This window comes from Acidobacteriota bacterium (assembly GCA_033549365.1).
GTDB lineage: Bacteria > Acidobacteriota > Aminicenantia > Aminicenantales > Saccharicenantaceae > JAWSUF01.
Map to the genome: position 1 here is coordinate 586,690 of JAWSUF010000001.1, position 14,514 is coordinate 601,203.

Annotated in this window: 11 protein-coding genes; 3 read left to right on the forward strand and 8 right to left on the reverse strand. The window is 59.9% G+C overall.

Translation table 11 applies throughout. The features are described from left to right. The first annotated feature begins 4 nt into the window (after positions 1–4). Positions 5–184, forward strand: coding sequence for a DUF5989 family protein (locus tag SCM96_02635; GenBank protein MDW7759516.1), 180 nt, complete (start codon positions 5–7; stop codon positions 182–184). Here the strand turns inward: SCM96_02635 and SCM96_02640 are convergent, their stop codons facing one another. From SCM96_02640 to SCM96_02660, 5 genes are all read right to left on the reverse strand, one after another. Continuing rightward, positions 185–2,308: a prolyl oligopeptidase family serine peptidase gene (locus tag SCM96_02640; protein ID MDW7759517.1), complete on the reverse strand. Its 2,124-nt coding sequence runs from the start codon at positions 2,306–2,308 to the stop codon at positions 185–187. Between the two features lie 96 nt (positions 2,309–2,404). Continuing rightward, positions 2,405–3,646: an ArgE/DapE family deacylase gene (locus tag SCM96_02645; protein MDW7759518.1), complete on the reverse strand. Its 1,242-nt coding sequence runs from the start codon at positions 3,644–3,646 to the stop codon at positions 2,405–2,407. Beyond that, positions 3,618–3,860 carry a hypothetical protein gene (locus SCM96_02650; GenBank protein MDW7759519.1) on the reverse strand — a complete coding sequence of 81 codons (243 nt, stop codon included), beginning with the start codon at positions 3,858–3,860 and terminating at the stop codon, positions 3,618–3,620. Before SCM96_02650 ends, SCM96_02645 begins: the two co-directional genes overlap by 29 nt. A gap of 33 nt (positions 3,861–3,893) precedes the next feature. After that, on the reverse strand, positions 3,894–4,463 hold the full coding sequence (locus SCM96_02655; GenBank protein MDW7759520.1) for a hypothetical protein: 570 nt from the start codon (positions 4,461–4,463) through the stop codon (positions 3,894–3,896). A gap of 125 nt (positions 4,464–4,588) precedes the next feature. After that, positions 4,589–5,944: a hypothetical protein gene (locus tag SCM96_02660; GenBank protein ID MDW7759521.1), complete on the reverse strand. Its 1,356-nt coding sequence runs from the start codon at positions 5,942–5,944 to the stop codon at positions 4,589–4,591. Between the two features lie 262 nt (positions 5,945–6,206). On the opposite strand from SCM96_02660, the gene SCM96_02665 reads away from it, so the two are divergent. Together SCM96_02665 and SCM96_02670 are read left to right on the forward strand one after the other, a co-directional pair. Next, the gene (locus SCM96_02665; GenBank protein ID MDW7759522.1) at positions 6,207–8,486 is read left to right on the forward strand and encodes a protein kinase; all 2,280 of its coding nucleotides are present in this window, start codon (positions 6,207–6,209) and stop codon (positions 8,484–8,486) included. A 40-nt stretch (positions 8,487–8,526) separates the two neighbouring features. Next, on the forward strand, positions 8,527–10,071 hold the full coding sequence (locus SCM96_02670) for a M20/M25/M40 family metallo-hydrolase (protein MDW7759523.1): 1,545 nt from the start codon (positions 8,527–8,529) through the stop codon (positions 10,069–10,071). A gap of 21 nt (positions 10,072–10,092) precedes the next feature. Here SCM96_02670 and SCM96_02675 read toward each other — a convergent pair whose 3' ends face one another. The 3 genes from SCM96_02675 to SCM96_02685 all read right to left on the reverse strand — a co-directional run bounded on the left by SCM96_02675 (position 10,093) and on the right by SCM96_02685 (position 14,428). Beyond that, positions 10,093–11,136: a DUF6569 family protein gene (locus tag SCM96_02675; protein ID MDW7759524.1), complete on the reverse strand. Its 1,044-nt coding sequence runs from the start codon at positions 11,134–11,136 to the stop codon at positions 10,093–10,095. Positions 11,137–11,237: 101 nt separating this feature from the next. Continuing rightward, complete coding sequence (locus tag SCM96_02680) at positions 11,238–12,500, reverse strand: XRE family transcriptional regulator (protein MDW7759525.1); 1,263 nt, start codon at positions 12,498–12,500, stop codon at positions 11,238–11,240. Between the two features lie 224 nt (positions 12,501–12,724). Beyond that, on the reverse strand, positions 12,725–14,428 hold the full coding sequence (locus SCM96_02685) for a serine hydrolase (protein MDW7759526.1): 1,704 nt from the start codon (positions 14,426–14,428) through the stop codon (positions 12,725–12,727). Between the last annotated feature and the right edge of the window lie 86 nt (positions 14,429–14,514).

Below are 14,514 nucleotides of genomic sequence, written 5' to 3' on the forward strand. Positions count from 1 at the left end.
CCTGATGGGTTCCGTACGCAGGTTTTTCTCGAGGTTCGGCGTGATTCACGAGCTCATGGTGTTCCTGTGGAAACGAAAGCTATGGTGGATGATGCCCATGGTTTTGATTCTTGTGCTTTTCGGCCTTCTCCTGGTTTTCAGCCAGAGCTCGGTTATCGCGCCGTTCATCTATACAATTTTCTAATCAGTATTTCGGTTTCAGCCCCATGACGTGGAACATGAAGGCCCACCTGTCCGTCGTCTCGTCGATGGCCTTGGTCACGTTGCTTGCGCCGTGGCCGGAGCGCGTCTCGATCCGGATGAGGACGGGATTCGGGCAGGCCTGCTTGTCCTGAAGCTCGGCAATGAACTTGAAGGAGTGGGCCGGAACGACCCGGTCGTCGTGGTCGGCCGTCGTGACCAGGGTCGCCGGATAACAGACGCCCTCCCGGATGTTGTGGAGCGGTGAGTAAGCATAAAGGTATTTGAAAGCGTCGGGGTCGTCGCTCGAACCGTACTCCACGACCCAGCCCCAGCCGACGGTGAACTTGTGATAACGGAGCATGTCCATGACGCCGACGGCCGGGAAGCAGACGCCGAACAGCTCGGGACGCTGGGCCATGGCCGCTCCGACGAGGAGTCCGCCGTTCGAGCCTCCGGCGATGGCCAGGCGTTCGGGCGACGTGTATTTCTCCCGGATCAGGTATTCGGCGGCGGCGATGAAGTCGTCGAAGACGTTCTGCTTGTTCTCCAGCATCCCCGCCTTGTGCCAGGCCTCTCCGTACTCCCCGCCTCCGCGGAGGTTGGGCTGGGCGAAGACGCCGCCGTTTTCGAGAAGGGCGATGATCGAGGTGTTGAACGACGGCAGGACGCTGATGTTGAATCCTCCGTAAGCCGTCAAATAGGTCGGGGCTTTGCCGTCGAGGGCCAGGCCTTTTTTGTGGACGATGAACATCGGAACCGCCGTCCCGTCCCTGCTCGTGACGAAAACCTGTTTTGTTTCGTAGTCCTCCGGCCGGAATTGGACTTCGGCCTCGCGGAAGATTTCCGAGGCGCCGGAGACCGGATCGTACTTGAAGATCACGGGCGGATAAGTATAGGACGTGAAGGTATAGAAGAGGATGGTGTCGTCTTTCCATCCGCCGAAACCTCCGGCCGTGCCCAGAGCCGGAAGTTCGATCTCGCGGACTCGTGTGCCGTCGAGTTCGTACTGGGTGATCCTGGACGAAGCGTCCTTCAACCGGCCGCAGAAGATCTGACCGGCCGCGGTGCGCGCCCAGCTCAAAACCTCGGGGCCCTCCGGAATGACGGTCGTCCAGTTCTCCGCGGTGGGAGCCTTGGGATCGATGAGAACGACGCGATAGTTCGGGGCGCCGATGTTCGTCTGGATCAGAAACTTGCCGCCGCGGCTGTCGACGACGTAACTGTCGTTTTCGAAGCCCCGGATCAGGGGTTTGAAGGATCGGTCGCGGGAGGCGAGATCCCGGTAACGGAGTTCGTTGCCGCTCGTGCCCTCGGAAATATTCAGGATGAGAAACCGCTCGTCTTCGGTGATGCCGGCGCTGACATAACGCAGCGGATGGTCCCTGTCCTCATAGACGAGGACATCCTTCTCCTGCGGGTCACCCAGCTTGTGGAAGAAAACTTTCTGGTATTCGTTGCGGGCCGTCATCTCCTGGCCCGGTTCGGGGGCGTCGTATCCGCTGTAGAAAAATCCGTCGCCGTGCCAGGCCGCCCCGGAAAACTTGACCCAGCGGATGCGGTCGGGAAGTTCGGTTTTTGTAGCGATCTCCATGACCCGGATCTCGGACCAGTCGGACCCGGCCTCGCCGCGGGAGATCGCGACATATTTCTTGTCGGTCGAAAACCCGGTGATGCCGATCCGGATCGTGCCGTCCGGCGAAAGTTCGTTGGGATCGATGAAGACTTCGGGCTCGCCGTCGAGTCCCTTCTGGATGTAAATGACGGACTGGTTTTGCAGGCCGTCGTTTTTGTAAAAGAAATAATAATCGCCGGCCCGGAACGGGGAGCCGTAGCGGGGATAGTTCCAGATTTCGAGAAGCCGGGACCGGATGTGTTCCCGGAAGGGGATTTGATCCAGATAGCCGAAGGTCACGGCATTCTGGGCCTCGACCCAGGCTTCGGTTTCGGCCGACCGGTCGTCTTCGAGCCAGCGGTAGGGATCGGCGACGAGCGTTCCGAAATAATCGTCGACGACGTCGGATTTCCGTGTCTCCGGGTAGGCCGGAGCTTCGGCGGCCGGCGGCCGGCAGGCCGGAAGCAGTACGGCCAGGATAAAAAGCCCAAGGATGATCAGATCTTTGCGCATGAGAAACTCCTCAAGGGGAATAGGTCATTTGTATCATACTCCCACAGCCCGATCAACGTGGCTGGGTTTCCCATTCCGGCTCCAACGAACGGAGATTCAGGAGCGGCAGAATCGCAGGATGGCCGTCGCCAGAACCTTGACGGCCATCTCCAGTTCGGCGATGGGCACGAACTCGTCCGGAGCGTGGGCGGAGCGGATGTCGCCGGGCCCGAAGATCACGGCGGGTGTCCGACCCTGGTGAACCAGAAGGTGCATGTCCGCACCGAAAGGCATGCCGCGCAACCGGGGCGGGTGACCGGAGACCGCCTCGAAGGCCCCGGTCAGGGTCGTCACCAGCCGGTGGTTCACAGGGATTTCGGCGGGCATGTAGACGGCACCCCACCATTCCACGAACGGCGGCCGTCTCCGAAGCCGGGCCTCGGAAGAGGCGGCCCCGCACACCGCCTCCTCCAGCTCTTTGCGGGCGGCCCCGGCATCCTCGCCGATACCGAGGCCGTAACGGCCCTCCAGCACCATGGTTTCAGCGACGGTGGAGGCCCAGACTCCGGCCCGGACCTTGCCGATGCAGATGGCGAAGGGGATTTCGGTGTCGGCGAACAGCGGATGGAAAAGCCGGGCGTTGCGCCGGCGCTCCAGTTCACGGAGGGCGCCGAAAACGCCCGCGAAACTTTCCAGCGGATCCTCCCCTTCCGTACGAAGCGCTCCATGGGCGGCCTTCCCGGGAATGGTGATGCGGAAGCTGAGCGCTCCGGCCTGGGCCGGAGCCACCGCAAGGCCGGTCGGTTCCAGAACGACGGCGCCGTCGGCACGATAGCCGCGTTCCTCCGCAGCCAGGGTGCCGATGCCTCCGTCTTCCTCGCCGACCACGGACTGGAGAACGACCTCGCCGTCGATCTCCACACCCGCTTGGCGCAGGGCCTTGACGGCGTAAAGGGCGCAGCACAATCCGCCTTTCGTGTCCGCCGCGCCGCGGCCGTAGACGCGGCCGTCCCGCACCGTGCCTTCAAACGGCGGCACGGTCCAACGGTCCGGTTCGCCGGCCGGCACGACGTCGACATGCCCGTTGAGGATCAGACTCGGGCCCCGCCCGGCGCCCCACTTGCCGGCCAATCCGAGAGCCCGGTCCCGCCTGATTTCCGCGTGGCAGGACGGGTGGCGCTCGAGGGCCGCCAGATCGATCTCCCAGAGATCCGTATCCATGCCGGCCGCTTCGAAAAGCCCGGCCATGTGTTCCTGAATGGGAACTTCCCGGTTGCCCAGACTTTCAAAGGCGATCAGATCGCAAAGCGTCCCGACCAGCCCGTCGAGGTCAACTTCCTGCAGCACTTTCTTTTCCACGCAGCGCCTCCTCGAGAAATGGGATCGCGCGGCCGACGATATCGCCGCTCTGGGAAAAAAGGCGCGCAAATAAACTCAATCGAAGCGCCGCGGAGGCTCTTCGTCCGGCGGCGCGGGAGCGGCAGAATCGCAGGACGGCCGTCGCCAGTTCGGCGATGGGCACGAACTCGTCCGGAGCGTGGGCGGACCGGATCTCGCCGGGCCCGAAGATCACGAATTTTTAAAGACGAAGATATGATCGAAGAATCTACTCCAACCCGAAATGTCTGGCGACGGCATGATAGTCTCGGATATCGAGCCATTCCGGGATCAGGGCTTTGAAATCAAGAGACTGCGAGGCCGGTGTCTTCTTGTCTTCGATGTTGTTCGCATCGACCCTGAAGATCCTGATTTCGAAATATGTTTCACCCGGTCCCGAGACTTTTCTGAATTGAAAGAGAGCATAGGTCGGGAGAAGTTGGTGCCAAGATCGATATTCGGAGTAATTGGTATACCCTGGACCCGGTATAAAGTAGTAAAGAGGATTCGTGGGACTCCCCCAGACCAGATAGATCATCCACAAGCATTTCTCAGCCGTTGCTCTGGGAATAGTAATTTGTCTTTGCGTTGTTGAGCTTGCGGCAAAATCATGCCCATCGAAGATGTAGAGTGTGACATTGGCATTGCCGGTTGCCCCTGTCGGACCGGTGGGACCCGCGGGACCGGCCGGGCCTGCGGGTCCGGCGGGACCGGCCGGCCCCATCGGCCCTTTGCAAGCCCCGAAGACAAGCCCGAGAGCCAGCAGAAAACCCACGACCAAAACAAACCGCGTTCTCATGATTCTCCTCCTTGTAGAGATCGCCGGAATCCTCCTCCTTATCGGCGGATAACCCCGGTCGGATTCAAACCGTAAGCTTGAACACCTGCGACTTACGGGCAATATAATGTCGGCTCTTGGAAATGTCAATCGAAGCGCCGCGGCGGCTCTTCGTCCGGCGGCGCGGGAGCAGCCGTCTTTCGGACTTGGGCCGACTTCCGGGCGATCTCGGCCAGAGCGTCGACAAGTTCAGGAAGGGAGGCAACGTCAAAACCATGGTGGATCGTGGCGACGATGCCCCGTTCGGAGACTTCCCGGACCTGGCATAATCCCTTCGATTGATCGAGGATCCCGGCGATCCGGGCCAGCGCGGACGAGGCCGGGAATCCGGTCAGGTTCTCACGCATCGCCTGGGCGGCGGCCCGCATCAGGCGCGGGCTGACATAACTGAAACCATTCCCCTTGCGGGGCAGGCGGGCGGCGATCTCCTTAAAGTCCTTGTCGGCGGACAGGCGCGGCCCCATTCCGGAAAGAACCGCGTCCAGGAGTGAGGGCCGCGATGCGGCCACCAGCCAGCCGCCCTTCTGGGCGATCGCGGGCTCGACAGGAAAGGGCGCCAAAATCGGCGGGAAGACGATCTTCCGCACGTCCTGGTCGGCGCCGGCCGGCGGTTTCCCGGATTCGGGCGCCTTGGCCTTGATCGTGTCGAAGATGTAGTCGTCCTTGACATGAATGAACAGGGCAAAGGCGGGTTCGGGGATCAAAACGGGCTTGTCTTTCGCCGGAATAGCCACTCTCTTTTCCGTATCCAGCGTGATTAGGTAGCCAAAGCGGCCGCCGTATGAGGCCATGAGCCGGTCGAAATCGATGCCCGCCATTTGAAGCGCGCCTTTCATCAAGGCCATGGCTTGATCCGGGCTCGGGCCCGCCTGGTTTTTCCCTTCCGCATCGCCGATGCGGGAACCGAATCGGCTTGCCCATTCGATCAGCCCGGCGATGTCGGCATCCTGGGAGACGGCCAGGGCCGTATCGGCCGGCAGCAGGTTCAGTTCATCAAGAGACCGCGCGGCCGCGCCTGCGGCATTCCAGATCAGGCCTTGATCTTTTCCTGGACGGTGGTGGAGGACGAGGCGTACGCGACGGAGACCCGGCTTGAAGGAGAAGGAACTGATACCGACACCGCTGATCTCGTCCAGTCCGTAGCTTTCGAACATGATTCGGGCCATGTCAAGGCCCGGACGGGCCTTGACCTTATGCTCTTCGGGCATAAGCTCGAGGGCCTTGTCGAACCCGTCCAGGGCATCCACGACAGCCCGCATGACTTGTTCGGCGTGCAGGTAGACGAAGACTTCGCCGCCCTTGTCCAACTTGGATGTCGTTTCGTAGAACGTGTTGTCCACATGAGAGGGCTGCCAGAGCGGGAGGACGTATCGGATAAAGGCCCAACCCGCGGCGGCACCCAGCAGAACTCCGATCAAGATGAAAATCAGGGCTTTTTTCATTTGCCACCTCCCTGCAGAGATTATACTCCGTTGCCGGGCTTTGGCAAACCACGGATTTCCGCTCTTGGCTTTTTGAGCCGGAAAGCGAGTCTCAAAGCCAAACAACTCAGGTTGACATCCCGCCGGACGCGACATATAGTGATTCTCTGTTGCCGGAAGACAGAGAAATATTGAGAGATTGGTCATGAAATGCTCCCGATGTCATTCCGATAATCCCGAGACATCCCGGTTTTGCAGCGAGTGCGGATCCCTGCTCTCAGACATGGTCACAAAAACCCTCGACTCGCCCGCTCCCGAGCTTAAAAAAGGGATGCTCTTCGCAAACAAGTATCGAATTGGAAGCGAGATCGGACGCGGCGGCATGGGCGTCGTATTTAAAGCCGAGGACACGAAGCTCAAGCGCCCCGTCGCCCTGAAGCTTCTCCCTCTCGAACAATCGCAGTCTCCCGAGGCCAAGGAGCGGTTCATGCGCGAGGCCCAGGCCGCGGCCGCCCTCGACCATGCCAACATATGTACAGTCTACGAGGTCGAGGAGCAAGACGGCCAAATGTATATCGCCATGGCCTACATTGATGGGATGAGCCTCAAGGAGAGAATCAACCGGAAGCCGCTCAAGATCGCAGAAGTCTTGGACATCGCCCTCCAGGTCGCAGAAGGCCTGGGGGAAGCTCATCGCAAAGGGGTCATTCACCGGGACATCAAACCGGCCAACATCATGCTCGCCGCCGGAGGCGCGGTCAAGATCATGGATTTCGGGCTGGCCCGTATGGAGGGCGCCGGAGACCTGACGCGGACGGATGCGGTTATGGGCACGGTCGCCTACATGTCTCCCGAGCAGGCCCTCGGTCAAAAGGTCGACCACCGAACGGATATCTGGTCGTTCGGCAGCCTGCTGTACGAGATGCTGGCCGGTCGCGGCCCCTTCCAGGGCGGCCATGAACAGGCGGTTTTTCAGGCCATTATCCACGGCGAGCCCGATCCAATTGCGGCTCTGCGGCAGGATATCCCGGCCGGCCTCGCCGGGATCCTGGAGCAATGCCTCCGGAAAAACGCCCTCAACCGCTATCCGGGTTTCCAGGCCCTGATCCATGACCTCAAAGACGTCAACCTTCATGGCATGGCCGATGCGCCCGCGCCCTCTACCAAAAAACCTTCTCCGTCCATCGCCGTCCTGCCCTTCGCCGACATGAGCCCCGCCAAGGACCAGGACTATTTCGCCGAGGGGATCGCCGACGAGCTGATCAACGCCCTGGCCCACATTCAGGACCTGCGGGTCGTGGCCCGAACCTCGGCCTTCATACTCAAGGGCATGAATCTCGACATCCGGGAGATCGGCCGGAAGCTCGACGTCAAGGCCGTTCTCGAAGGCAGCGTCCGGAAAGCCGGAAACCGCCTGCGCATCACCGCCCAGCTCATCAACGTCGAGGACGGCTTTCATCTGTGGTCGGAGCGCTACGACCGGGATATGGCCGACATCTTCGCCATTCAGGATGAGATCACGGCGGCCATCGTGGACAGTCTGAAAGTGACCTTGAAAATCGGAGAAAAGACCGCCCTCCGGAAGCGTTCAACGGAAGACCCGGAGGCCTACAGCCTCTACTTGAAGGGGCTCTATTTCTGCTCCAGACCGAGTCCTGAATCCTTTGAAAAGGCTCTGAATCTTTTCCGCGCCGCCATTGATAAAGACCCCGGTTTTGCTCAGGCCTACACGGGAGTGGCGATGGTCCATGGCGGGCGGGGCAACATGAACATGGCCTCACCGGCCGAGATGTGGCCGAAAGCCAAAGCCGCGGTTGCGAAAGCCCTGTCTCTGGATGAAAACCTGGCCGAAGCCCACGCCGTCGCCGCCATGATGTCGCTCTGGTTTGAGTGGGATTGGGATGCGGCCGGCCGGAGCCTGGATAAAGCCGTCTCGCTGAATCCGGGACACGCCATGTCCCATGGAGCCTACGGCTGGTATGGCTTAAATCGAAGACGGTTCGACGATGCGATCCGGGAAATCAATAAGGCCCTGGAGATCGACCCCTTGATGCCCCTCTTTTATGCCTGGTCCATAGGTCTTCATGTGGCCGTGGGAAACCCTGACGAGGCCCTCCGGGAATTCACGAGGGCCCTGGACATCGAGCCGAACAACGGCCTGGCCCATTTTCATGCCGGAATGGCTTATCTGCGCAAAGGACTTCTGGACGAGGCCCTGGACACCTTTGAAAAAGGGAAAAGGCTAGCCATCTTCCCCGGATGGATCGAGGGAAATCTCGGGTTGATCCACGTGATGAAAGGGAATCGCGAAAAAGCGGCTCGAATCCTGGAGGGGATGATCGAAAACAAGAAAAAAATTGAAAACCTTTCATCCGTAAGCACCGCCTGGCTGTCGGGAGCTCTGGGAAAACTCGACCTGGCCTTCGAATTTCTGAACAGGGCTTATGAAGAACGCGATACGTTAATGCCTTTCATTCACATTTATACCGGGTGGTTCTCTCCCGCGATGACCGTCGACCCGCGCTTTAAAGCCCTTCTGGCCGGGTTGAAACTGGATTTTTAAACCTCAGCCAAGCAACTCTCATTTTTGCAGGGAGGACCGAATGTCAAAATCACGAAAAGCCGTTCCGGCGATCATCGCCGCACTCGTTCTGATAACCCTGTCCTCGACCGCCCAGAGTCCGGTCCGCTGGGACGCCGTCGCCAAGATCCGCGAGGAGGGGCTTCAGCGCTCCCAGGTCATGGACATCGCCGGCTATATCACCGATGTTCTCGGCGCCCGCCTCACGAACTCCGAGGCCATGAAACGGGCTCAGGACTGGGCCGCGGAAAAAATGTCGAGTCTCGGCCTCGCGAACGTTGTTGCCGAGCCCTTCATGGACTACGGCGTCACCTGGGACAACGAGTATTTTTCTCTCCACATGATCGAACCCGACTATACACCCATGACCGGCTTTCCGCTGACGCATACCCCGGGCACTCCGGGACGTCTCGTTTGCCCGGTGGTCGTCGCCGATGTCCGGACACAGGCCGATCTCGAACCTCTGAAAGGCAAACTCCGGGGTGCAGCGGTCCTGGCCTCTCCGCCGCTTCCGATCAGTCAGGCGGCACTCGCCCAGGGTGTCCGGCGCCTGACGGACGAAGATCTCCGAAAACTCGAAGAGAACGTCGTGCCTCCGCCCGCACGGCCGGCCCCGCCGCCGCCCAATCCCGACGTCCTCAAGCCGGAAGACAAAATCGCCTTCTTCAAGTCCGAGGGCGCCGCCGCCGTTTTCCAGTGCGACGGAGGCCGGCCGGGTGTCGTCATCGGCTTCGCCCGGCCCGGCACCAAGGACGACATGTGGTCGCGCGAAAAGAGTCTCGATTCCCTGCCCATCGTCGCCGTGACGCCGGAACACTACAATCGGATGGTCCGGATTTTGAAGCGCGGCATACCCGTCAACATCGAGATCGAAATCCGCAACCGGCACGGAGAAGAGGTCATGCCGGCCGCAAACCTCATCGGGGAAATTCCGGGGACCGATCTCAAGGACGAGATCGTGATGATCGGCGCCCATTTCGACAGCTGGCACGCCAGCCCCAACGCCAGCGACAACGCTTCGGGCTGCGCCGTGGTTCTCGAAGCCGCCCGCATCCTGAAAGCCGTCGGCGCCGTGCCGCGCCGGACGATCCGCGTCGCCCTTTGGAGCGGCGAAGAACAGGGGATTTTCGGGTCGAAGGCCTATGTGTTACGGCATTTCGGAAATCCCAAGGATCCGGACAACCCGCCGACTTCGAATTACAAAAAGCTCTCAGCCTATTTCAACCAGGATTACGGCGCCGGGCAATACCGGGGGATCTACCTGCAGGGAAACGAACATGTCCGGCGGATCTTTACGGCCTGGATGGAACCGTTCCACGACTTCGGCATGACGGCCGTTTCCATTCAGAGCGTGGGCAGCACCGACCATGCGCCGTTCGACGACGCCGGTCTTCCCGGTTTTCAGTTCATCCAGGACCGCATCGCCGGAACGGCCGGACACACGAACCTCGATTTCTTCGACACCCTGTCCGCCGAGGACCTGATGAAGAACGCCGTCATCATGGCCGCCTTCGCCTATCATGCGGCCATGGCGGACGAGAAGCTTCCGCGCAAGACGGTGAAATAAATCCGCCCGGGCGCCCGGCGACTATAACCGGAAGTTGCGGCGGGATTTCATTCCGGCCATGGGACCGGCGGCTTCGGCTTCGTCGAGACTGAAGAAGGCCGTGTGGACGACCGCCTCATCCGCGGTCAGAGCCGACCCGACCATCCCCTTTCCGGCATAGCGATAATAGGCCCCGAAGCCGACCGATTTTTCCGGCTGTTCATCGCAGGCGCCGGACGCGGCCAGAAAGGCGCGGGCGTCATCGGCCGACGGGACCTTGGGGGCCTTGCCCTCATCAGCGCTTCCGCCGGCTTTCGCCGCTTTTCCCCGACCCCGCCGCTTCTTCTTGATCTCGGCGGTCATCATGGCCTCCATGGCATAGCTTTTGATGAGCTTGGCGAAGAGCCGCTTGAAGGCGACGGGGCTCGAGAGGAAATCGAATCCGACGGGACGGCCTTCGAGAAAAACCAGCATCCCCTGCTGGTTGTCCCCGGCCGTGAACGGCTTCATGTAGGCGTCAAGATCCGCCCCCTTGGCGTCGTAGACGTCCTTCATGGCGCCGGTCGAGGTCGGGACATCGGATTCATCGACTATACTTCGGACACAGTCCCAAATCATGTTTTGGTCCGACCGGAATTCCTTATGGACCGAAAGGTTGTCGTGCACGGCTTTCATGTTGACGCTTCGAAGCTTCCGGTCCATCTGATGGCCCGATTCATCAAACTGCCTCGACACATAGCTCCAGCGGCCCTGCTCGGTGCAGCTCACCGGAATCCTGAGGTTGGACTTCGCGGCGACCAGGATCGTCGCATTGATGATCCGGTTCTGCTTGGCGCCCGCAAGCTCCTCGCCGTCAAGGAGCAGAACCGCAACATCGCCCCGGTTTTCGACCTGAAGATCCGGCACCGAGCCGCCCTCGCTGATCTCGGTCACCGAGAAAACACCCGCCTCGATCGCCTCTCCGAGCGTCAGATACCGCGGCCCGCCGTTCCCGGCCCGGCGCAGAGGATAGACGGCCATGTTTTCGAAGACCTGGACCTCTCCGATCTCCATCTCCCCAACGAATTTTTCGATAGTTCTCCCCATTGTTTTTCTCCTTTTTTGATTTTTTATGATATCGCCGGCTCGTTTTCCGGCCTCCCCCCGGAGGCCGGCGAGCTAGCCCGATCGATTCGACACGCCGTTTTTCAAAACAGCTCTCCGATCTCGTCCCGGATTTCCTCCGCCGGAATTCCGGCCAGCTTCGAGGCCCGATCGACGTCCAGGACACCCGAGGCCACCGCACGCCGCACCAGGTTCCGGAAACGCGACGCACGCTCCGCGCCAGAAAAGTCCACGGGTTCGACGACCGACCAGCCGCGCGCTTTCACGGTTTCCCGGAAGGCCCGGAGCCGCCGGCCGCTGATGAGACCCAAAGCCCGGGCCCGATACATGACGGCCTGGAGCGATATTCCGAAGGCCGTCTTGATTTCCGCAAGCTCCCCCAGCGTGACGCGCCGCCGCGGCCCGCCGGAGAAAGCCTTTTCGGCCGCCGATTCGGGCAACAGGAAAGCGCCCGCGAAGCGGTGGCACAAATCCTCCTCGCCCTCGCTCTCCGGAAATCCGCACAGGATGTGGGCCAGCTCATGGGCGGCCGTGAACCTGACCCGGTCGTCCGGAAAATCCCGGCTCACGGCGATGAAGGGCACGGCCGGATCGGCGCCGAAGGTCCCCGACAATCCCTCGAAGCCCTCGATGCCGCGTGTCTCGAAAACCCGGATACCCCGGTCTTCGAGAAGACCGAGCAGATTGACGATCGGCCCCGAACCGAGATCCCAGCGGCGCCGGACCTCGACCGCCGCCGTTTCGACCTCTGTGGGCGATCCAACCGGAAGATTCCGGATGGGGTTTTCGAATCGGGAGGTCGTTCCCAGAAGCGCTTCGAGCCCGAGACACCTCTGAAGATAATCGGCCAGCCGGTGCTTGAGCATGGAGGCCGATCTGGCCGGAAGCTTCTGCCCTTCCCGGAAGCGGATTCGGCCCGCGCCGGCCCCGGCCTCCCAGGCTTCAAGATAGCGGGCCCGCCTTTCCGCGAGCGAAGGAAAACGCTCGGAACGCCGAACGGGCGCCGCGTCCCGAATCCGATTCGGAATTTCGTCTCTTCCGGCCTCAGAAATGTAACAATAGACGGCAGACGGCTCATGGCTTTTCTCGGGCGTAAGGCCCAGAACAGCGTCTCCGAGCGGCGATACGCCTTGAGTCGCCTCATCGAGAACTTGTCCCAGGCGTTCGAGGACCTCCGGCGAGGGCATCATCAGCCCTCTTTCGTACTTGCTGATGGCCTGCTTCGTGACCATTCCACCCATTTTGGAGGCCAGGTCTTCCATGCTCATGCCGGCCATTTTTCGGGTCGCCCGAAGGCGCACACCGAATTCCGCATCGAACAGTGTGTCTTCCTTCGCCTTCTTCATGCTTCCCTCCGGATGTAGACATATTAATATAATATTTGACGCTTGTCAACCTTTTTCTTGCTGCTTTGGCTGCTGGATATTATTGTTATTAAAGTAATTATAATTTTTTGTACAAATATTTAAAAAAACGATTCAATGTTATATTTGTCATTTTTCATTTGTTGATGATGCCTATCCGGCATCATAGAAAGCCATCGAGAGATTCTTTGGGCAGCCGATGACCGTCAAAAGCGGGAAAGTCCGCCGGACACAAATCTCAGATTCTGCAGTCGGCCCACGTTGAGCAAAATGAATCCGTCGATCCGGCCGTCCGCGCCGCGCGTGAATTCGAGCATTCCCAGCCAGCCGGAATGAAACTTGTCGCCGTTGACATGTTCGAGAACGGCGCTTTCGAATCCCAGGTACTTCTTGAAGGTCGCGGGCAGGCGGAGTTCAAGCCGGCCGTCTTCGAAAACAATCGGATATTCGACCTCCAATTCGGGTTGATGGTACCGGCCCGCATACGCGGGAATCTCCTCAGGGCTCAAGGATCGGATCTCTTCAACCCGGCGGGCCGCATGATCCTCCCCTCGTTGATGCCAGATCATTTCGCTCACCGTTCCATCCTCCGCCGCGACAAATGTGCACTGGGCGTCGAATTCCTTGAGAAAGAAGGAGTTTTCGCTCTCCGCAAAGAGCTGGAATTTTTGATTGCCGGGAAGAGACAGCCGAAAGACGTCTTTCTCCAGGACAAAATCCATTTCCATGCCGTCGGGCAGGAGATAGCGGCCTTCGAACGCTTTGACGCGCTCGACATCCAAATCGACGGCCACGCGCGTTCGGGGCGCCTCTTCCTTCAGTTTGTCCGCAAAGACGGCATCGGCGATGCCCGCCGCCAGCCGGCGGGTATTGATGCTTTCGTTGTTGAACATCAGAATGATGATCACCTCGTCTTCGGGAAAAATCAGGACTTGGCTTCTGAATCCGGGCAGCCCCCCGCTGTGCTCCGCCATGGGGACCCCCTTGTGATCGCGGACGTAGAAGCCGTAGGTGTAAATCAGGGGGTTGCCGTTTTCAAGGGAGTTATCGATGCGGGATATTTTTGTGAGGTAATCCCGGGGACCGACGGCCGGCGAAAGAATGTTCTTTGCCCAGAGAATCATATCATCGAGGCTTGTGAACATGTTGCCGCCGCCGAGGCTGAAATCGCTGAAACTTCCGACCTCCGCGAAACCATCATCCTTTTTTGCATAACCCCGGGCGATTTTGTCGAAGTCCCCGAACGCCTCATCCATGAAAAAGGACGAGGTCATTCCCAGGGGTTTGAAGATACGGGAATCCATGAACTCGGTAAAACCGACCCCGCCGACATTCTCAACCAGGCTTGCCAGCAATGAATACCCCGCATTGGAATAGACATGCTTCGTGTTGGGCTCGAAGTTCAGGTGCGGGTAGCGCTTGATGAGCGCGATTTCGTCCTGATGAGTCCATTGTTCGTCGAGAGAAAGCCCCCCGAAAAGCCGCAGGACATCGGTTGATGGAATTCCGCTCGTGTGCTGAAGGAGATGGCGGACGGTGATCGCGTGCTCATAGTCCGGAAGCCCGGAGAGACGGACCCGAATGTCGTCATCCAATTTCAGAAGACCGTCCTCTTCGAGCACCAAAACGGCGAAGGCCGTGAATTGTTTGGCGAGAGATGCGATGTCGAAGATCGTCTTTCCGGTGATTTCCGTTTTTTTCTCGACGTTCATGAGTCCGTAACATTTTTTCAAAAGAATCCCGTCGCCCGACAAGACGGCGACGGCACCGCCCGGTTGTCCGGCGGCATGCTGTTCCGCGACCAGGGCGTCGACCGTCCGTTCGAGGTTTTCTAAACGCGCATCGAGCGCACCGGCTGAAAGGCCGGTGAACAGCAAAGCAAATGCGGCCGCCGCGGTTTTTTTCGTCATTTCATTCTTCTCCATGAGGAATTCATATGGTATGACGCAACGAAAGGGCCGAAGGTTCCCTCTTCTAAGCCCACCCACACTGCTTG

Excerpts from the sequence above, each read along its gene's own strand:
- SCM96_02635 (MDW7759516.1), top strand. The coding sequence starts at position 5 with ATGGGTTCCGTACGCAGGTTTTTCTCGAGGTTCGGCGTGATTCACGAG.
- SCM96_02640 (MDW7759517.1), bottom strand. The coding sequence starts at position 2,308 with ATGCGCAAAGATCTGATCATCCTTGGGCTTTTTATCCTGGCCGTACTG.
- SCM96_02655 (MDW7759520.1), bottom strand. The coding sequence starts at position 4,463 with ATGAGAACGCGGTTTGTTTTGGTCGTGGGTTTTCTGCTGGCTCTCGGG.
- SCM96_02660 (MDW7759521.1), bottom strand. The coding sequence starts at position 5,944 with ATGAAAAAAGCCCTGATTTTCATCTTGATCGGAGTTCTGCTGGGTGCC.
- SCM96_02665 (MDW7759522.1), top strand. The coding sequence starts at position 6,207 with ATGGTCACAAAAACCCTCGACTCGCCCGCTCCCGAGCTTAAAAAAGGG.
- SCM96_02670 (MDW7759523.1), top strand. The coding sequence starts at position 8,527 with ATGTCAAAATCACGAAAAGCCGTTCCGGCGATCATCGCCGCACTCGTT.
- SCM96_02675 (MDW7759524.1), bottom strand. The coding sequence starts at position 11,136 with ATGGGGAGAACTATCGAAAAATTCGTTGGGGAGATGGAGATCGGAGAG.
- SCM96_02680 (MDW7759525.1), bottom strand. The coding sequence starts at position 12,500 with ATGAAGAAGGCGAAGGAAGACACACTGTTCGATGCGGAATTCGGTGTG.
- SCM96_02685 (MDW7759526.1), bottom strand. The coding sequence starts at position 14,428 with ATGACGAAAAAAACCGCGGCGGCCGCATTTGCTTTGCTGTTCACCGGC.